Annotated in this window: 17 protein-coding genes; 4 read left to right on the forward strand and 13 right to left on the reverse strand. The window is 62.5% G+C overall.

What is annotated here, in order from left to right; translation table 11 throughout:
* Positions 1 to 190: 190 nt before the first annotated feature.
* Both guaA and JWJ88_RS16945 read right to left on the reverse strand, forming a co-directional pair.
* Entirely contained in the window at positions 191 to 1,750 is a 1,560-nt protein-coding gene (guaA, locus tag JWJ88_RS16940) for a glutamine-hydrolyzing GMP synthase (RefSeq protein WP_205295628.1), read from the reverse strand.
* A 188-nt stretch (positions 1,751 to 1,938) separates the two neighbouring features.
* On the reverse strand, positions 1,939 to 2,550 hold the full coding sequence (locus tag JWJ88_RS16945; protein ID WP_205296892.1) for a thiamine phosphate synthase: 612 nt from the start codon (positions 2,548 to 2,550) through the stop codon (positions 1,939 to 1,941).
* A 74-nt stretch (positions 2,551 to 2,624) separates the two neighbouring features.
* On the opposite strand from JWJ88_RS16945, the gene JWJ88_RS16950 reads away from it, so the two are divergent.
* From JWJ88_RS16950 to miaB, 4 genes are all read left to right on the forward strand, one after another.
* The gene (locus tag JWJ88_RS16950) at positions 2,625 to 3,365 is read left to right on the forward strand and encodes an RNA methyltransferase (RefSeq protein WP_205295629.1); all 741 of its coding nucleotides are present in this window, start codon (positions 2,625 to 2,627) and stop codon (positions 3,363 to 3,365) included.
* A gap of 55 nt (positions 3,366 to 3,420) precedes the next feature.
* Positions 3,421 to 4,566 (forward strand): heme A synthase, encoded by a 1,146-nt coding sequence (ctaA, locus tag JWJ88_RS16955; protein WP_205295630.1) that lies wholly within the window; start codon positions 3,421 to 3,423, stop codon positions 4,564 to 4,566.
* Positions 4,563 to 6,035, forward strand: coding sequence for a carboxypeptidase M32 (locus tag JWJ88_RS16960; RefSeq protein WP_205295631.1), 1,473 nt, complete (start codon positions 4,563 to 4,565; stop codon positions 6,033 to 6,035). Before ctaA ends, JWJ88_RS16960 begins: the two co-directional genes overlap by 4 nt.
* A gap of 126 nt (positions 6,036 to 6,161) precedes the next feature.
* Positions 6,162 to 7,499, forward strand: a complete 1,338-nt coding sequence (gene miaB / locus JWJ88_RS16965) for a tRNA (N6-isopentenyl adenosine(37)-C2)-methylthiotransferase MiaB (protein ID WP_205295632.1) — start codon at positions 6,162 to 6,164, stop codon at positions 7,497 to 7,499.
* Between the two features lie 52 nt (positions 7,500 to 7,551).
* On the opposite strand, the gene JWJ88_RS16970 is transcribed toward miaB, so the two are convergent.
* The 11 genes from JWJ88_RS16970 to secG all read right to left on the reverse strand — a co-directional run bounded on the left by JWJ88_RS16970 (position 7,552) and on the right by secG (position 16,985).
* Positions 7,552 to 8,883: a glutamine synthetase family protein gene (locus JWJ88_RS16970; protein WP_205295633.1), complete on the reverse strand. Its 1,332-nt coding sequence runs from the start codon at positions 8,881 to 8,883 to the stop codon at positions 7,552 to 7,554.
* 3 nt (positions 8,884 to 8,886) lie between these two features.
* Positions 8,887 to 9,714 (reverse strand): ABC transporter permease, encoded by an 828-nt coding sequence (locus JWJ88_RS16975; protein WP_205295634.1) that lies wholly within the window; start codon positions 9,712 to 9,714, stop codon positions 8,887 to 8,889.
* Entirely contained in the window at positions 9,711 to 10,589 is an 879-nt protein-coding gene (locus JWJ88_RS16980; RefSeq protein ID WP_205295635.1) for an ABC transporter permease, read from the reverse strand. The genes JWJ88_RS16975 and JWJ88_RS16980 overlap by 4 nt, the downstream gene beginning before the upstream one ends.
* Before the next feature lie 51 nt (positions 10,590 to 10,640).
* Positions 10,641 to 11,363 carry a transporter substrate-binding domain-containing protein gene (locus tag JWJ88_RS16985; protein ID WP_205295636.1) on the reverse strand — a complete coding sequence of 241 codons (723 nt, stop codon included), beginning with the start codon at positions 11,361 to 11,363 and terminating at the stop codon, positions 10,641 to 10,643.
* A gap of 22 nt (positions 11,364 to 11,385) precedes the next feature.
* Positions 11,386 to 12,207, reverse strand: coding sequence for an ABC transporter ATP-binding protein (locus tag JWJ88_RS16990; RefSeq protein WP_240200268.1), 822 nt, complete (start codon positions 12,205 to 12,207; stop codon positions 11,386 to 11,388).
* Positions 12,208 to 12,331: 124 nt separating this feature from the next.
* Positions 12,332 to 12,793, reverse strand: coding sequence for a tellurite resistance TerB family protein (locus JWJ88_RS16995; RefSeq protein WP_205295637.1), 462 nt, complete (start codon positions 12,791 to 12,793; stop codon positions 12,332 to 12,334).
* 53 nt (positions 12,794 to 12,846) lie between these two features.
* Positions 12,847 to 13,143, reverse strand: coding sequence for a DUF1330 domain-containing protein (locus JWJ88_RS17000; protein ID WP_205295638.1), 297 nt, complete (start codon positions 13,141 to 13,143; stop codon positions 12,847 to 12,849).
* 70 nt (positions 13,144 to 13,213) lie between these two features.
* Positions 13,214 to 14,122: a polyphosphate kinase 2 gene (gene ppk2, locus JWJ88_RS17005; RefSeq protein ID WP_205295639.1), complete on the reverse strand. Its 909-nt coding sequence runs from the start codon at positions 14,120 to 14,122 to the stop codon at positions 13,214 to 13,216.
* A 60-nt stretch (positions 14,123 to 14,182) separates the two neighbouring features.
* Positions 14,183 to 14,650, reverse strand: coding sequence for a hypothetical protein (locus tag JWJ88_RS17010; protein WP_205295640.1), 468 nt, complete (start codon positions 14,648 to 14,650; stop codon positions 14,183 to 14,185).
* 47 nt (positions 14,651 to 14,697) lie between these two features.
* The gene (locus JWJ88_RS17015) at positions 14,698 to 16,341 is read right to left on the reverse strand and encodes a CTP synthase (protein WP_205295641.1); all 1,644 of its coding nucleotides are present in this window, start codon (positions 16,339 to 16,341) and stop codon (positions 14,698 to 14,700) included.
* 146 nt (positions 16,342 to 16,487) lie between these two features.
* A complete protein-coding gene (gene secG, locus JWJ88_RS17020; RefSeq protein ID WP_205296894.1) occupies positions 16,488 to 16,985 on the reverse strand; it encodes a preprotein translocase subunit SecG in 498 nt (165 codons plus the stop codon).
* Between the last annotated feature and the right edge of the window lie 42 nt (positions 16,986 to 17,027).

The raw sequence follows: 17,027 nt of genomic DNA on the forward strand, positions 1-17,027 counted from the left end.
GGTTGTCGCAATGGGCAGGCCGAATGCCCAAGCGCATCCTGTTCCTAACCGTTAGCTGCGATAACCTATCGGGCCGCATGAGCCCGGCTTTGTCAATTTCTCAGGCGCGTTTACATGCAATCTGAAGCAGATTTTTCAGCCACCGCACCGTAACGAATGAAAAAGGGCGGCGCATTGGCCGCCCTTTGGGTCATTCCCACTCGATCGTGCCGGGCGGTTTCGAAGTGATGTCATAGGTGCAGCGGTTGATGCCCTTGACCTCGTTGATGATTCGCGTGGCGGTCTCGCCCAGGAACTCGTGGCTGAAGGGATAGTAGTCAGCCGTCATGCCATCGACGGAATTCACGGCGCGCAGCGCGCAGGCATAGTCATAGGTGCGCCCGTCGCCCATGACGCCCACGGTGCGAACCGGCAGGATGGCGACGAAAGCCTGCCAGATGTCGTCGTAAAGCCCGTGTTTGCGGATCTGGTCGATGAAAACCGCATCGGCCTTGCGCAATATCTCCAGCTTTTCGCGGGTGATTTCGCCAGGGCAACGGATGGCAAGACCGGGACCGGGAAAAGGATGGCGGCCGATGAATTTCTCGGGCAGGCCAAGCTCGCGCCCAAGTGCGCGGACTTCGTCCTTGAAGAGTTCGCGCAAGGGTTCGACCAGCTTCAGCCCCATCTTCTCGGGCAGGCCACCGACATTGTGGTGGCTCTTGATCGTCACCGAAGGGCCGCCGGAGAAACTGACCGATTCGATCACATCGGGGTAAAGCGTCCCCTGCGCGAGGAATTCGGCGCCCTCGATCCCGTTCGCATATTTCTGGAACACGTCGATGAACAGTTTGCCGATCGTCTTGCGCTTGACCTCCGGGTCCGAGACGCCCTCCAGCGCCGACAGGAACATCTCGCTCTCATCGGCGTGGATCAGCGGAATGTTATAGGTGTCGCGGAACATCGTCACGACTTCCTCGGCCTCGTTCAGTCGCAAGAGCCCGTGGTCGACAAAGACGCAAGTCAGCTGGTCGCCGATCGCCTCATGGATCAGCACTGCCGCGACCGAACTGTCGACGCCGCCCGAAAGCCCGCAGATTACCCGTTTGTCGCCGACTTGGTCGCGGATCTTGCGAATCGCTTCCTGACGATACGAGGCCATGGTCCAGTCGCCGGTCAGTCCCGCCAAGCGGATAAAGTTCTCCAGCATCCGGCGGCCATTCGGGGTGTGATGCACCTCGGGGTGGAACTGGACGGCAAAGAACTTGCGCGTCTCATCCGCAATCATGGCAAAGGGGGCGCCTTGCGAGGTCCCGATCACCTCGAAGCCCGGCGCGAGCTGTGTGACGCGGTCGCCATGGCTCATCCAGACCTCTTCGCGGCCGGCGTCGAACAGGCCAGAGAAAATGCCGTCGCTCTTGTGGCCTTCAGCAGGGGTGATGAAGGCACGACCATATTCCGCATGATGGCCCGATTCGACCCGCCCGCCCAATTGTTCCATCATCACCTGCTGGCCATAGCAGATGCCAAAAACCGGCACCCCCATGCTGAACAGGCTCTGCGGGGCGCGTGGTGAATTCGCTTGGGTTACCGAGGCAGGGCCGCCCGACAGGATCACCGCCTGCGGGGCGAAGTTTTTCAGGAAGGCGTCATCGACCGTGTTGAACGGGTGGATTTCGCAATAGACATTCAGTTCGCGCAGGCGCCGCGCAATCAGCTGCGTGACCTGTGAGCCGAAGTCGATGATGAGAAGGCGCTGGTGCTGGGTCATGGCAAGGCTTTAGGCTGCGGCATGGCGCTGCGCAAGGGGCAGGCTCTGCTTGGGTTGAAAGGTGGCATGGGTATTTGGGCAACGAAGAAAACAACGCCGGCTCCCTGGAGGTTGAGCAGGCGCGCCGTCATCGCGGGGCAGGATTTCTTCGTTGCCCAAATACCCATGCACCCGCGAAGAAAAAGCTGTCAGCGCCAGAGAGTGCCTAGCGCCTCGACCGGCCCCGGCTCTGCCCAGATCTCGGCGCCGAGGGCGATAAAATCTGTCAGGGGCGCGAGTTGCCCGATGAGAGCGGGTGTCAGTGCACCTTCAGCGACGACCGGAATTTCGATCATCTCGGACCACCATTCGAACAGATCGAGCGGCACAATTTCACCTTGGCCAAGCGCCGTGGCACCGCAAGGGCCGAAGCTGACGTAATCCGCCCCGGCCTCGGCCGCGTTGATGCCGTCATGACGCGAGGTGCCGCAGAAGGCGCCGACAATGGCATCCTGCCCCAGTTCCTTGCGCGCATGGCGGATGCCGCGCGAGCCATTGGTCAGGTGCACGCCGTCCAGCCCGTGCCGTTGCGCCAGTTGCACATGATCCTCGATCACCACCGCCACGTCATGGGCATGGGCGATCTCGCGCGCGAGATCGGCGATTCGTCCCAGTTCGTCCTCGGTTCCTGCGCCCGGGATGCGCAAGCATGCGATGGGGAAACGCTCCATGACCTCGGCCAGCATTGGCCCCAGCGTGGAAGCGGTCGCGCCGACCGGGGTAATCAGGTAAAGTTGCGGCGAGTTGGGCTGGTCTGTCATGGCGCTGTCATCCTCGTGTTCCAACAGCAGATAGCGCAGCATCGCGCGCCTTGCCAGTGGGTGCGGGGAAGGATATGGCCGCGGCCATGGAACCCGCCATCATTCTTGTGCGCCCGCAGATGGGCGAAAACATCGGCGCGGCCGCGCGCGCCATGCTGAATTTCGGTCTGACCGACATGCGCCTGGTTGCGCCGCGCGACGGCTGGCCGAACCCGAAAGCCGTAGCCATGGCCTCGGGGGCGGCCGGTCGGGTGCTGGACCATGCGCGGGTATTTCCGACGTTGGCCGAGGCCATGGCCGATGTGGATTACGCCTATGCCACTACCGCGCGCGGGCGTGAGCTGACCAAGCCCGTCCTGACCCCCGCATCGGCCATGGCGGACGCGCGCGACCGGGTCGTGCAGGGCGGTCGCGTCGCGCTGATTTTCGGCCCCGAGCGCGCAGGGCTGGAGAACGAGGACGTGGCGCGGGCCAGTGCCATTATCACCGTGCCGGTCAATCCCGATTTCCCCTCGCTGAATCTTGCGCAGGCGGTGCTGCTTGCCGGCTATGAATGGGCGCGCGACAGCCTGCCGGCCCAGCCCGCTCCGCACGGCAGTCGCCCCGATGGCGAGGCGCCGGCCACGCGGCTGGAAATCGAAAAGCTGGCCGATCATTGGGAGGAGCGGCTTGGCGAGGCCGGTTTCTTTTTCCCGCCCGAAAAGGCACCGGCGATGAAACTGACGCTACGAAATCTGTGGTCGCGGCTGCTGCTGACGCGCGCCGACACGCGCATCTTTCACGGCATGCTGAGGCAGTTGATCCGCCGCGGCTGATTGATTTCCGGGCGCGCAGGGGCCAAGGTCGCGCCCGATCGAGAAGGAAGCTGACATGGCAAGACGTCCCGTCTTTCAGGAAGTCACCGAGACGACCCCGCGCGCGACGCCGCCCGCTGGCGGCATGATCGACGCCGGCCACAAGGGCGCACGCGGGGCAATCCGCATCTGGTTGATCGTATTGTTTGTTCTGGTTGCGGCGATGATCGCGCTTGGCGGCGCGACGCGGCTGACCGGCTCGGGCCTGTCGATCACCGAATGGAAGCCGGTGACAGGGGCGATCCCGCCCATGGATCAGGCCACCTGGCAGGCCGAGTTCGACAGATACCGGCAGATCCCGCAGTTCGAACTGGTCAATTCCGACATGGATCTGGCGAGCTTCAAGCAGATCTACTGGTGGGAATGGTCGCACCGGCTGCTGGGGCGTCTGGTGGGGCTGGTCTGGGCGGCGGGCTTTGTGTTTTTCCTGGCAACGAAGCGCATTCCGACCGGCTGGACGCCTCGGCTGCTGCTCTTGGGCGTGCTGGGCGGGGCGCAGGGTGCGATCGGCTGGTGGATGGTCTATTCGGGGCTGTCGGGCGAAATGGTGCGGGTGGCCTCTTATCGGCTGGCGGCGCATCTGGGGCTGGCATTCGCCATCCTCGGCGTGATCGCCTGGTATGTGCTGGCGCTGTCGCGCAGCGAGGCGGCGCTTTTGCGGGCGCGCCGGGCGGGCGAGGCAAGGCTTTTCTCGATGACCACCGGGCTGATGCATCTGGCATTCGTGCAGATCCTGCTGGGCGCGCTGGTTGCGGGGATCGACGCGGGCCGCATGTATACCGGCTGGCCGACCATGGGCGGAGAGTGGATCCCGGCCGAGATCTGGAACGCCGCGCTTGGCTGGCGCAATTTCTTTGAAAATCCGGCACTGGTGCAGTTCATCCATCGCATGACCGGCTATCTGCTGGCGGTTTTTGCGGTGGTGGTGTTCCTGCGGGCCCGCCGCTCGCCGCATCCGGTGACGCGCGGCGCCTATGTCGCCATGCTTGTCATGCTTGCGGTACAGGTGCTCTTGGGCATCATGAACGTCCTACATGCCTCGCCGCTGCCTTTGGCACTGGCGCATCAGTTCGGTGCCGTGGCAGTGTTCACGCTGATCCTGCGTGCGCGCCACCATGCACGCTATCCTTTTGAAACCTCGGTCCGGGGAACTGTCCGATGAGCGCCTTCGACAATCTTCTCGCCTTCCAGCGCCAGACCGAGGCCCTGTCCTCGGTCGCCGAGCGGCTTGCCTGGGACCAGGAAACCGTCATGCCGCGGGGCGCTGTCGAGCAGCGGTCCGAGGAAATGGCCGCGATGGAGGCGGTGCTGCACGAGCGCCGCACCGATCCGCGCATCGGCGAATGGCTGGACCACGCCGAGCCCGAGGATGACGAGGACGCCCGCATCATCGAACTGATTGCGCGGGATTATCGCCGTGCCTCGCGCATTCCCGCGCGGCTGGCGACGGAACTGGCGCGGCAAACCTCGCTGGCGCAGGGCATCTGGGCGGATGCGCGGGCCAAGGATGCGCCCGAGGACTTTTTGCCGGTGCTGAACGACATCCTGATGCTCAAGCGCGAAGAGGCTGCGGCACTGGCCGATGGCGGCGATCTTTACGACGCGCTTCTGGACGATTACGAACCGGGCACGACGCAAGCCGAGATCGCGGCGCTGTTCGATGCCATGCGCCCAAGGCTGGTGGCGCTGCGCGAGGACGTGCTGGGCGCCGAGTTCCAGCCTGAGCCGCTGGACGGCCATTTTTCGCAGGAAACCCAACTCCGTCTGGCGCGGACCTGCGCCACCGCCTTTGGCTATGACTGGACACGGGGGCGGATGGATATCGCCGTGCATCCCTTCAGTTCAGGGCGCTGGCAGGACAGCCGCATCACCACGCGGGTTGTCGAGACAGACCCGTTCAACTGTCTGTATTCGACCATTCACGAGGTCGGCCATTCCAGCTATGAGCAGGGCATCGACAGCGACCATGCCTTTACGCCGCTGGGCCGCGGGGTCTCGATGGGCGCGCATGAAAGCCAGAGCCGGATCTATGAGAACCAGCTTGGCCGCAGCCGCGCCTTTACCGGCTGGCTGTATCAGCGCATGTCGGATGCGTTCGGCGGGTTGTCCGTGCCCGACGCCGACGCTTTTTATGCCACCGCGAACCGCGTCACCCCGGGATTCATCCGCACCGAGGCGGATGAGGTGCAATACAACCTGCACATCATGCTGCGCTTCGACCTTGAACGCGACTTGATTGCGGGGAGGCTGGATGTCGAGAATCTGGTCGAGGCGTGGAACGCCCGTTTCCTCAAGGATTTTGGCGTCGCCGTGGACCGGCCGGCGAATGGCGTGTTGCAGGATGTGCATTGGGCGGTGGGGCTTTTCGGTTATTTCCCGACCTATGCGCTGGGGAACGTCTATGCCGGCTGCCTGCATTCCGCCCTGCGCGCCGCTGTTCCGGATCTGGACGAAGCGCTGGCGCGCGGCGAGGCCGATCCCGCGGTCGAATGGCTGCGCGAAAACGTGCAGCGCCATGGCGGGCTTTACCCGCCGCGCGACCTGATCGAGCGTGCAAGCGGCACCGATATCAGTGAAAAGCCGATTCTTGACTATCTGGAAGAGAAATTCTCGGCCATTTACAAGCTTTAGGGTCGGAATGGGTATTTGAACAACGAAGAAGCCGCGGCAGGTTTGGGTCGGTCGCGGCGTTCGGCCGGACTTTCCAAGACGGGTGATTTCCTGTATGAGCCGCCTTGACCCCAAGGACAGCACGGCATGAGTGACCAAGCCAGCAAGCCCGCCCCGGCGGCGAAAAAGCTTTTTATCAAGACCTATGGCTGCCAGATGAACGTCTATGACAGCCAGCGCATGGCTGAAGCCATGGGCTCGGAGGGTTATGTCCTGACCGAAAATCAGGCCGAAGCCGACATGGTTTTGCTCAATACCTGCCATATCCGGGAAAAGGCGGCGGAGAAGCTTTATTCCGACCTTGGGCGGCTTAAACCGCTGAAGGCCGAAAGGCCCGACCTGAAGATCGGCGTGGCCGGCTGCGTGGCCCAGGCCGAGGGCGCGGAGATCCAACGCCGCATGCCGCTGGTCGATCTGGTCGTGGGACCGCAGGCCTATCACCGGTTGCCCGCCATGGTGCGCGCGGGTGGTGGGGTTGACACGGAATTCCCCGCCGAAGACAAGTTCGAGCATCTGCCGAAACCTGCTGCCACCCGTCGTGCCCCGGCGGCATTTCTGACCGTCCAAGAGGGTTGCGATAAATTCTGCGCCTTTTGCGTGGTGCCCTATACCCGTGGCGCAGAGGTGTCGCGTCCGGTTTCGCGTATTCTGGCCGAGGCGCGCGATCTGGTTTCCCGCGGCGTGCGCGAGATCACGCTGTTGGGTCAGAACGTCAACGGCTGGCATGGCGAGGGGCCGGAAGGCCGGGAGTGGGGTTTCGGCCGGTTGATCCGGGCGATTGCGGAAATCGACGGGATGGACCGGATTCGCTATACCACCAGCCATCCCAACGACATGGCCGACGACCTGATCGCGGCACATCGCGACGAACCCAAGTTGATGCCTTATCTGCACCTGCCCGTGCAGTCGGGGTCGGACCGTATCCTCAAGGCAATGAACCGGCGTCATACCGTGGATCAGTATCTGCGGCTGATCGAGCGTATTCGCACTGCGCGTCCCGACATCATGCTGACGAGCGACTTTATCGTCGGTTTTCCTGGTGAGAGCGAAAAGGACCACAGCGACACGCTGTTCCTGGTGCGCGAGGTGAATTTCGGCACAGCCTTCAGCTTCAAATACTCCCCGCGCCCGGGCACCCCCGCCTATGAGCGGCCCGAGGTCGAGAGCACTGTCGCCGATGCACGCTTGCAGGAATTGCAGGCGCTGCTGACCAGTCAGCAAAAGGCGGCACAGGAAAGCATGGTCGGGCGGGAAATGGGCGTGCTGTTCGAAAAGCCGGGTCGTAATCCGGGCCAGATGGTCGGCAAGTCGGACTATCTGCACGCGGTCTTTGTCGAGGCGCCGCAGGCCAAGGTGGGCGATCTGGTGCGCGTGCGCATCACCCATAGCGCCGCGAACTCGCTGGCGGGTGTGCTGGCGGCCTGAGTGAGAGGGCCCGCGGCGCAGTTGGGCGGGCGCAGCTCCCTCACCGGTGGCGTCATACTGTATCTAGGTAAAGCTCGACGGTTTCCTCGTCCGAAAGCTCGGCCATATAATGCAGTTCCTGCCGCTTGGTCATGACGAAATTCTCGATCAGATGCGCGGGGAAGATGCGGCTGATCTGGGGCGAAGTGGCAAATGCATCGATTGCCAAGCCCCAACTTCCGGGAAGCTGTTCCAGACCCTGTTCATAGGCGTTGCCCCGGATCGGTGGCGGCGGCTCGACCTTGTCTTCGATCCCGTTCAGGGCTGCCCCCAGCACCGCCGCGACGGTCAGATAGGGGTTCACGTCGCCGCCCGCGACGCGATGTTCGATCCGCCGTGCCTTGGGTCCCGATGAAGGGATGCGGATCGCCGACGTGCGGTTCTCATAAGCCCAGCCGATACCTGTCGGCGCATGGGCATTGGGCACCAACCGGTCATAGCTGTTCTCGTGCGGCGCAAACAGCAGGGTCGAGCCGGGCATTGCGGCAAGGCAACCCGCCACGGCGTGGCGCAGCACCTCGGACCCTTCCTCGCTGCCGTTGTCGAACACATTCCTGCCCTGTTTATCCAGAACCGAGAAATGCATGTGCATGCCGGAACCGTTCCATTCCTCATAGGGTTTGGCCATGAATGAGCCGGCAAAACCGTAGCGCCGTGCCAGCCCCTTGACCAGCAGCTTGAACAACCATGCATCGTCGGCTGCTTTCAGCGGATCGGCCTGATGCATCAGGTTGATCTCGAACTGTCCCGGCGCAGCTTCCGAAATTGCCGTATCGGCCGGGATGTCCATCGCTTCGCAGGCATTATAGAGCGCGGTGAAGAAGCGGTCGAATGCGTCCAGCGCACGCAAGGACAGCGTCTCGGCCCCTGTGCGGCGCTTGCCGGAACGGGGCGAGGGCGGCACGCGCAATTGGCCGCCGGAATCGTCGATCAGGAAAAACTCCAACTCGGTCGCCACCACCGGCGTCAGGCCGGCGGCCTTGTAACGCTCGACCACGCGGGCCAGTGCTTGCCGAGGATCGCCCTCATAGGGGCGGCCGTCCAGATGGAACATCCAGATCGGCAAAAGGCCGGTCGGTGCCTCAAGCCAGGGCATGGGCATGAAGCCGCGATCGGTGGGGAGAAGCAGCCCGTCAGGATCGCCGGCCTGAAAGACCAGCGGGCTGCCTTCGACATCCTCGCCCCAGATATCCATGTTCAGCACAGAGAAGGGGAATTTCGTGCCCTCGGTCAGGATCTTGTCGGCAAAGCGCGCCGGAACGCGCTTGCCGCGCGCCATGCCGTTGAGGTCAGCCGCCGCTACGCGGATGGTTTTGACGTCGGGATGCTCGTGCAGCCATTCCATGAATCACCTGATGAGATTGGGCCTGTAACGAAATTTCTTCGCCGCGCCCGGAAGATGGCGGTTCAGCCTGCGGTTCACGATGCCGAACAGCACGATCAGGCAGATCGTCAGCAATATGAAATAACCCGCCACGATCGGATAGGCGATGAAGGGATTGAAGGTCTTGTCGGCGAAATAACTGGCATAGTATAGCGCGTCGCCCCGCTGCTGATAGGCCGGGAAGCCCGAAAAGAACACCAGCGTGGTGGCGTGAAACAAAAAGATCGCCTCATTTGTATAGGCCGGCCAGGCCAGCCGCATCGCCGTCGGCCAGACCACGCGACGATAGCGGGTCCAGCCGGACATGCCATAGGCATCCGCTGCCTCCAGCTCGCCCTTGGGCAGATTGCGCAGCGCGCCGTAAAATATCTCGGCCGAATAGGCGGCGGTGTTCAGCGTCAGCACCAGAAGCGCGCCTGCCCAAGCCTTGGTCAGCCAACTGGTCTGCACGGTGATGCCGAACACGTCGATACCAGCGCGCGGCAATTGCACCAGCATCTCATAGGCCAGGAAGAACTGGATGAACAACGGACTGCCCCGGAACAGAAAGACGAACCATTCCGCCGGCTTTTTCGCCCAAGGACTGTCACTGGCCTTGGCCACGGCCAGCAGATTGGCCAGAAAAAAGCCGATCATCAGCGACAGCATTGCGAAATAGACGTTCCAGATCAGTCCCGAACCGATCAGCGTGATCTGCTCGCACAGGGTAAATTCACTGCGCGGCAGCAACCGCTCGCCAATGCCAAGGGCACGCAAGCCATAGTTTTGAATGGTTTGCAGGCATTCGTTCATGTGGCGGCCTTTCGCATCGCCTCGCCGGCGGCGGTGGCCTGACCTGCCGAAAGCCGCGTGCGGAGCCGGTCGAATATCCGTTCCGAACCCCAGGTCATCAGCAGGTAAAACACCAGAATGGCGAGGAAATAGTAAAGCCGCCAGTCCGGATGCGGATAGGCATAGGCACTGGTCTTGGCACCGCCGAGTTCCCGCGCCCAATAGACGATATCCTCGATCCCCAGCACGAACAGAAGCGGTGTGGCCTTGATGAGAATCATCCACAGGTTGGCCAGCCCCGGCAGGGCATAGGTCCACATCTGCGGAATCAGGATGCGCCGGTTCACCTGTCGCTGGCTCATGCCATAGGCCTCGGCGGTCTCCAGTTGTGCGCGCGGCACCGCATTCATTGCGCCGTAAAGTACATTGGAGGCGAAGGCACCGAAGACCACGGCAAAGGCGATCACGGCCAGAAGGATTCCATAGGCCTGATGCACCCATTCGGGTGAGGTCGAAAGCGGCAGTTTGGCGGCGGCGCAGACGACGAATTCATTGCCCTGCCGCACCGGCACCGAGGGGTCGCAAAGCACGCGTGAGCGCATCCATTCGAATGCCTGGTCCAGCGCGATGGGCACGAAAAGAAAGAAGATGATGTCGGGCACGCCGCGCACCATCGAGGTATAGATGCGCCCGACCCAGCGGACCCCCGCGATGCGCGAGCGCGAGGCCATGGCACCCAAAAAGCCGAACAGCAGCGCTACTGGTGCGACGATCGCCAGAATCAACAGCACCGTTGCAAAGCTGGCATAGAACAGCATGTGGTTTCCGGTCGTCAGATAACATGACAACCAGCCAAGGCCCTGAAGGGCAGAGAGATCGGTGCAATAGGAAAACATCGTGCCGCCGTTCTGGCCGCCGCGGCACCAGCCGCGGCGGCATCCGTCATGTCACTCGTAGGTTTCCGCGTTCTCACCGAAATAGGTCTTGATCAATTCGTTGAGGCTGCCGTCCTGCTTCATCGTGTCGAGTGCCGCGTTCAGCTTTTCGCGCAGCTCATTGTCGGATTGACGCACGCCGATCCCGATGCCTTCGTCCAGCCGGACCTGTTCGCCGACAAACGTCAGATCATTGCTGTCCTCGACAAAGGGGCGCATGACTTCGTGATCGCCGAAGGCGGCATCGGCCTCGCCATTGCGAACGGCCGCGAACACCTGGTCGATGTTGGGATATTCAAGCATCGTGGCCTGCGTACCGGCGATATAGGACGCCTGAATGGTGTTGATCTGAACTGCGACGACACCTGTTTCAAGATTGGCGCCATCGTCGAGCGCGACATATGAGGACGGCGCCGGTGGCAGATAGTTCTGGGTGAAGGCGATGACCTGCTTGCGCTCGTCGTTGATGCTCATCGCAGCCATGATCGCGTCGTAGTTCGAGGAAACGAGGTTGGGAATGATCGAATCCCAATCGTTCTTGACCCATGTGCATTGCAGTTCGGCCCGCTCGCACAACTCATTGCCCAGCTTGACCTCGAATCCGTCCACTTGGCCCTGATCGTTGATGAGGTTGTAGGGAGGGTAGGCGCCCTCGGTGGCGATGCGCACCGTTTGCGCCATGCCCATGCCCGCGGTCAGCGCGAAAGCTGCGGCGGCAAGCATCAGTTTTTTCATGCTTCACTCTCCTGTTGGGTTCTCATTCGGCCATGGTCGCGCTCAGGAACTGGCGCAGTCGTTCAGAGCGCGGCGCACCGAAAAGCTGTGCGGGCGGCCCCTCTTCCTCGATCCGGCCTTGATGCAGGAAGACGACGTGATCGCTGACATCCGCCGCCAGCCGCATGTCGTGGGTGACAAGCAGCATCGTGCGATGCTCGGTGGCCAGGTCCTTGATGACGCGCACCACCTCTTGCTGCAATTCGGGGTCCAGCGCGCTGGTCGGTTCGTCGAGCAGCAGCGCACGGGGTTCCATGCACAACGCGCGGGCGATGGCGGCGCGTTGCTGCTGGCCGCCCGAAAGTTGCGCGGGCCAAGCGTCGACCTTGTCTCCGATGCCAACCTTGGCAAGCAATTCGCGCGCCCGCGCCTCGACCTGCCGGGGGTCGCGCTTGAGGACATGGACCGGCGCCTCCATGACGTTTTGCAGGATGGTCATGTGCGACCACAGGTTGAACTGCTGGAACACCATGGACAGGTTGGTGCGCAGCCTCGTCACCTGCGCCCGGTCGGCGGGCACGCGGGCCAGTCCGGTTCCGCGCCACTTTACCGCCTCGCCCTCGAACAGGATTTCGCCCTGCTGGCTGTCCTCTAGCAGGTTGCAACAGCGCAAGAGGGTGGACTTGCCCGAACCGGATGAGCCGATGAGGCTGATGACATGGCCCCGAGGGGCGGTCAGGCTGACGCCACGGATGACCTGAAGCGGGCCATAGGCTTTATGCACGTCCCTTATTTCTATCACCGGCACCCGGGCCGGATCGCGCGCCGGATCAAGGGCCGCCGTGGTGGTTTCTGTCTGGCTCATGTCGATATGAGGCGATATTTGCAACGGGATTGCAACGCTTTCGTCATTGGCTTTCTGGGCAGGGTCGGACCGTTGATCACGGGAAAAACAGGCTGCGCGGGCAGGGTTGTGCGGGGGTGCGGATTCACTTGTCAGACAGCCCCAGTTCGTCCAGCGCCCTTTGCCTTGCCAGCGCAGAATCGCGGTCATTCACGCCCAGCAGCCCGGCGACCAGCCGCACCAACGATTCCTCTTCGGCATCGCGGCGACCGTCGGCATAGGCGATTTCCCACATGGCGGTGATGATCTCTTGCCGGTCCTGCAGTTCTACGCGTTCTTTGATGGTGCGGGTAAAGCGGACGGTGTCGGGGGCCTCGGCCTCGATCATCTCGGCGGCTGCGCGCCGCTCGGCCGCCTCAGCGGCGTCCAACCCCCGGCGGCGGGCCAGCACATGGTCGATACGGTGCTGCTCGACCTCTCCGTAATGATCGTCGGAACGGGCCAGCCGCACCAGCAACGAGGCGACGGCAACCTCGGCATCCTGCCCGCTGAGGTGCGAGGGATCCAGGCGGTCAGTGAAAAGTCGACTTAGAAGATTGCGAAACATGACCGGATATTAGGGTTTTTTCGCGGCGCAACAATATCCCACGGCATAATTTGTCAGACAGGTTCCCAGCCCTCGACGATGACGAGATCCACGATCGAGCAGGGCTGCCGCAATGCCAGCGCAGTTTGGTATTCCGGGCTGTCATAGCAGGCGCGGGCAGTTTCCAGATCGGCAAATTCGATGACAACCGCGCGGGGACGAAGCTGCCCCTCGACCACCTCTTGCGGGCCGCCGCGCACCAGAAATCGCCCGCCGTATTTGGCAAAGGCGGCAGCATTCGCCTGCCGATAGGCTTCATAGGCGGCGGGATCGTCAATCGTGACATGGCCGATCCAATAGGCTTTGGGCATGACTGCTTTCCTTGCGTATGATCCCGTGGATCATGCCGCGCCGATGCGTCGCCGCAAGTCCGATCTCACTTTAGTAACGTTGCGGCACATAGAGTTCGGGGGGCAGTACTTCGCGCTCGTAATCGGGGTTAAAGACGCGATCGGGCAAGCTGATCTCTTCCTGCGTCACCGGTGCATAGGGAATCATCGTCAAAAGATGCGCCATGCAGTTCAGCCGCGCGCGCTTTTTGTCGTTGCCGGGAACGATATACCAAGGTGCCTCGGTGATGTTGGTGCGCTCGAACATCTCTTCCTTGGCCTTGGTGTAGTCCTCCCACCGGACGCGGGCTTGCAGGTCCATGGGCGACAGTTTCCATTGTTTCAATGGGTCGTGGATACGCATCAGGAAGCGCATCTGCTGTTCCTCGTCGGTGATAGAGAACCAGTATTTCACCAGCCGGATGCCCGAGCGGACCAGCATGCGTTCGAATTCGGGCACGTCGTCAAAGAATTGCTGGACCTGGTCCTCGGTGGCGAAACCCATGACGCGTTCGACCCCGGCGCGGTTATACCAACTGCGGTCGAACAGGACAATTTCCCCCCCGGCCGGCAGGTGCGGGACGTAGCGCTGGAAATACCATTGGGTCTTTTCACGGTCCGAAGGCGCGGGCAGGGCGACCACGCGGGCAACACGCGGGTTCAGCCGCTGGGTGATGCGCTTGATCGCACCGCCCTTGCCAGCGCTGTCGCGGCCCTCGAAAATGACCACGACCTTTTCCTTGTGATGGGAAACCCAGTCCTGCAGCTTGATAAGCTCGGCCTGAAGTCGCAGCAGTTCGCGAAAATAATCGGGGCGGGGCATCTGGTCGGGATGGGTGTGCCGATAGATGCGGGCGATTTCCTGTGAAAGGACCGCATCCTCCAGCTCGATCTCGTAATCTTCGTCGAGCGTGTCCTGAAGCTCGGCTTCAAGCCAGTCCTTGGGCGTTTGGTCCTGCATGGCGATCTCCTGCTTTTCTTGCCTGCGATCTATCCTCGCAATGTGACGATCCGGTGTCGTTTATTGGAACAGCCGCGCACAGTCGCGCGTCAGGCCAAAGGCAAAGCCGCCCCCGCTGGCATCGGCCACCGTGCCGCACCAGCGTCCCTCGCTGGAAAACAGGCTTTTGCTGCCTTTGGGGCGATAGACGATCCGCTTGCCGGTGACGTCAAACAGGTTCAGCGTCCCTGAACCGTTCGGGGCGTAATAGCCTACAACAGCCCCATCCGCCGTAAAGATCACCCGCTTCTCATTGGCGGGATTGCGGGGCGAATTGGCATAGGCCGAAGCTCTGTTGGCCGGGCTTGCGGTCGAGTTCGCGGCGGCATTCGGCGAGTTTGCCGTCTTGGCAGGTGAATTCTGCGGCGCGCCGGGCCCAAGGTCAAAGGGCAGGCGCGTCTGGTCAAGCAGGAACAAGGGCGCATCTGCCAATGCAGGTGCGGTGCAAAGCGTCAAGATCAGGGCTGTCGGCAACAGTCGGGCGCGCATGTCGGAACCATTCATCTGATCCCGACACTATGGCGCGTCGGCGTGGTTCAGACCAGTCGCTCGTTATCCATCGCGGCGCGAACGAAGCCGGCGAAAAGCGGTGCGGGCTCGAAGGGTTTCGACTTGAGTTCCGGATGCGATTGCACGCCGATGAACCAGGGATGATCACGATATTCGACCGCCTCGGGCAGCCGCCCATCCGGCGACATGCCGGAAAAATTCAGCCCCGCCGCCTCAAGCTGTTCGCGGTATCGCGCGTCCACCTCGTAACGGTGACGGTGGCGGTCCTCGATCTCCAGCGCGCCGCCGTAGATTTCCGAGATTTTCGAGCCGGGCGTCAGCACGGCGGTATAGGCGCCCAGCCGCATGGTGCCGCCCTTGTCGTCCGTCAGCTTGCGCTGCACGGTGTAATTGCCCTGCACCCATTCCTTGAGGTGATAGACGACGGGGGTGAAGCGGGTCTTGCCAGCCTCGTGGTCGAATTCCTCGGAGCCGGCGTCGGGCATGCCGGCGATATTTCGTGCCGCCTCGATCACCGCCATCTGCATGCCCAGACAGATGCCCAGATAGGGCACCTTCTTTTCACGCGCGTATTTTGCGGCGGTGATCATGCCTTCTGTGCCACGCTCGCCAAAGCCGCCCGGGACGATGATGCCGTTGTAGCCATCCAGAAGATGCGCGCCTTCGCCCTCCAGCTTTTCGCTGTCCACCCAATCGGCCTTGACGCGGACGCGATTGGCCATGCCGCCATGGGTCAGCGCCTCGGCGATGGATTTATAGGCGTCCTCAAGCTGGGTGTATTTGCCGACGATGGCGATGCGGACCCGGCCTTCGGCGTTCTCCAGCCGGTCCATCACATCCTCCCACCGCGAAAGATCGGGGCGCGGCGCCGGGCTGATCTGGAAGGCGTCCAGCACCGCCTGATCCAGACCGGCACGGTGATAGGCAAGCGGCGCTTCATAGATCGACTTCAGGTCATAGGCCGGGATCACCGCGTCGGGCCGGACATTGCAGAACAGCGCGATCTTGGCGCGTTCCTTTTCCGGGATCGGGTGTTCCGAACGGCAGACCAGCACATCAGGGGCAATACCGATCGAGCGCAACTCCTTGACCGAATGTTGCGTCGGCTTGGTCTTGAGTTCTCCGCTGGCCGCCAGATAGGGCAGCAGCGTCAGGTGCACGAAGATGCATTGGCCGTGCGGGCGTTCCTGCGAGAATTGCCGGATCGCCTCAAAGAAGGGCAGGCCCTCGATGTCGCCGACCGTGCCGCCGATCTCGCACAGCATGAAATCGACCTCCTCGCTGCCTACGGCAAGGAAATCCTTGATTTCATTGGTAACGTGCGGAATGACTTGGATGGTCTTGCCCAAATAGGCGCCGCGGCGTTCCTTTTCCAGCACGTTGGAATAGATCCGGCCCGACGAAACCGAGTCGGTCTTGCGTGCCGAAACCCCGGTGAAGCGTTCATAATGGCCCAGATCCAGGTCGGTTTCCGCGCCGTCGTCGGTCACGAACACCTCGCCATGTTCGAAAGGCGACATCGTGCCGGGATCGACGTTCAGATAGGGGTCCAGCTTGCGCAGCCGGACGGTAAAGCCGCGCGCCTGCAAAAGCGCCCCCAGCGCCGCCGATGCCAGCCCCTTGCCCAAAGAAGAAACCACACCGCCGGTGATGAAGATGTAACGCGCCATCGAGGCCCCCGTGAGTAATCAAATAGATGATCGCGGCCCGAATCTGGACGGCATCACGGGAGTCGAGTCATACCCGATTCGTCCCGTGGCCGCAACGGACCGCAATTTGTTGTAAGGGGCGCCTGTCGCGCCCCCAAGTTCTGGTATCAGTTATTGGCCGGTGCCGGGCTTTCCGTGGCCGGAGCCTCGGCCGGCGGCGGTGTAACCGGTGCGGGCGCGCTGCTTTCGGCGGGCGCCGCAGGTTCAGGCGCCGCGGGTGCTGTGGGCGCGGGCGGCACGGCAGGCTGGCCGACACCCGGAACGACGGGCTGACCCGCGCCGGGCGGCGGGACGTAATCGCCGATGCCGGGCAGATTGGTCGCCGGGGCCTGCTCACCGCCGCCGCCAAGGTTCAACTGGTCCACGATCGAGCCGCTTGATGCGTTCTGCGCGGCGATCAGGGTCAGGGTCATCGAGGTGACGATGAAGCCGATGGCAAAAATCCAGGTCAGGCGCGAGAGGGCATTGGCGGCTTGGCGGCCGGTCATGACACCGCCTCCGCCACCACCCATGCCAAGGCCGCCACCTTCGGACCGCTGCAAAAGCACCACCCCGATCAAGAGCACGGCGAGGATCAGATGCACGGTAAGGACGACGTTTTCCACCATGGGGCCTTTCATTCAGCGACGCGCCTATCTAGTCACCAA

This window comes from Paracoccus methylovorus (genome assembly GCF_016919705.1).
In the GTDB taxonomy this organism is placed as follows: Bacteria; Pseudomonadota; Alphaproteobacteria; order Rhodobacterales; family Rhodobacteraceae; genus Paracoccus; species Paracoccus methylovorus.

What these genes read in the sequence shown, in the direction of transcription:
- JWJ88_RS16975 (WP_205295634.1), bottom strand. Translation starts at nt 9,714, where the DNA reads ATGAACGAATGCCTGCAAACCATTCAAAACTATGGCTTGCGTGCCCTT.
- JWJ88_RS16960 (WP_205295631.1), top strand. Translation starts at nt 4,563, where the DNA reads ATGAGCGCCTTCGACAATCTTCTCGCCTTCCAGCGCCAGACCGAGGCC.
- JWJ88_RS17010 (WP_205295640.1), bottom strand. Translation starts at nt 14,650, where the DNA reads ATGCGCGCCCGACTGTTGCCGACAGCCCTGATCTTGACGCTTTGCACC.
- ppk2 (WP_205295639.1), bottom strand. Translation starts at nt 14,122, where the DNA reads ATGCAGGACCAAACGCCCAAGGACTGGCTTGAAGCCGAGCTTCAGGAC.
- JWJ88_RS16995 (WP_205295637.1), bottom strand. Translation starts at nt 12,793, where the DNA reads ATGTTTCGCAATCTTCTAAGTCGACTTTTCACTGACCGCCTGGATCCC.
- JWJ88_RS16985 (WP_205295636.1), bottom strand. Translation starts at nt 11,363, where the DNA reads ATGAAAAAACTGATGCTTGCCGCCGCAGCTTTCGCGCTGACCGCGGGC.
- JWJ88_RS16970 (WP_205295633.1), bottom strand. Translation starts at nt 8,883, where the DNA reads ATGGAATGGCTGCACGAGCATCCCGACGTCAAAACCATCCGCGTAGCG.
- JWJ88_RS16990 (WP_240200268.1), bottom strand. Translation starts at nt 12,207, where the DNA reads ATGAGCCAGACAGAAACCACCACGGCGGCCCTTGATCCGGCGCGCGAT.
- JWJ88_RS16945 (WP_205296892.1), bottom strand. Translation starts at nt 2,550, where the DNA reads ATGACAGACCAGCCCAACTCGCCGCAACTTTACCTGATTACCCCGGTC.
- guaA (WP_205295628.1), bottom strand. Translation starts at nt 1,750, where the DNA reads ATGACCCAGCACCAGCGCCTTCTCATCATCGACTTCGGCTCACAGGTC.
- JWJ88_RS17000 (WP_205295638.1), bottom strand. Translation starts at nt 13,143, where the DNA reads ATGCCCAAAGCCTATTGGATCGGCCATGTCACGATTGACGATCCCGCC.
- JWJ88_RS17015 (WP_205295641.1), bottom strand. Translation starts at nt 16,341, where the DNA reads ATGGCGCGTTACATCTTCATCACCGGCGGTGTGGTTTCTTCTTTGGGC.
- JWJ88_RS16950 (WP_205295629.1), top strand. Translation starts at nt 2,625, where the DNA reads ATGGCCGCGGCCATGGAACCCGCCATCATTCTTGTGCGCCCGCAGATG.
- ctaA (WP_205295630.1), top strand. Translation starts at nt 3,421, where the DNA reads ATGGCAAGACGTCCCGTCTTTCAGGAAGTCACCGAGACGACCCCGCGC.
- JWJ88_RS16980 (WP_205295635.1), bottom strand. Translation starts at nt 10,589, where the DNA reads ATGTTTTCCTATTGCACCGATCTCTCTGCCCTTCAGGGCCTTGGCTGG.
- miaB (WP_205295632.1), top strand. Translation starts at nt 6,162, where the DNA reads ATGAGTGACCAAGCCAGCAAGCCCGCCCCGGCGGCGAAAAAGCTTTTT.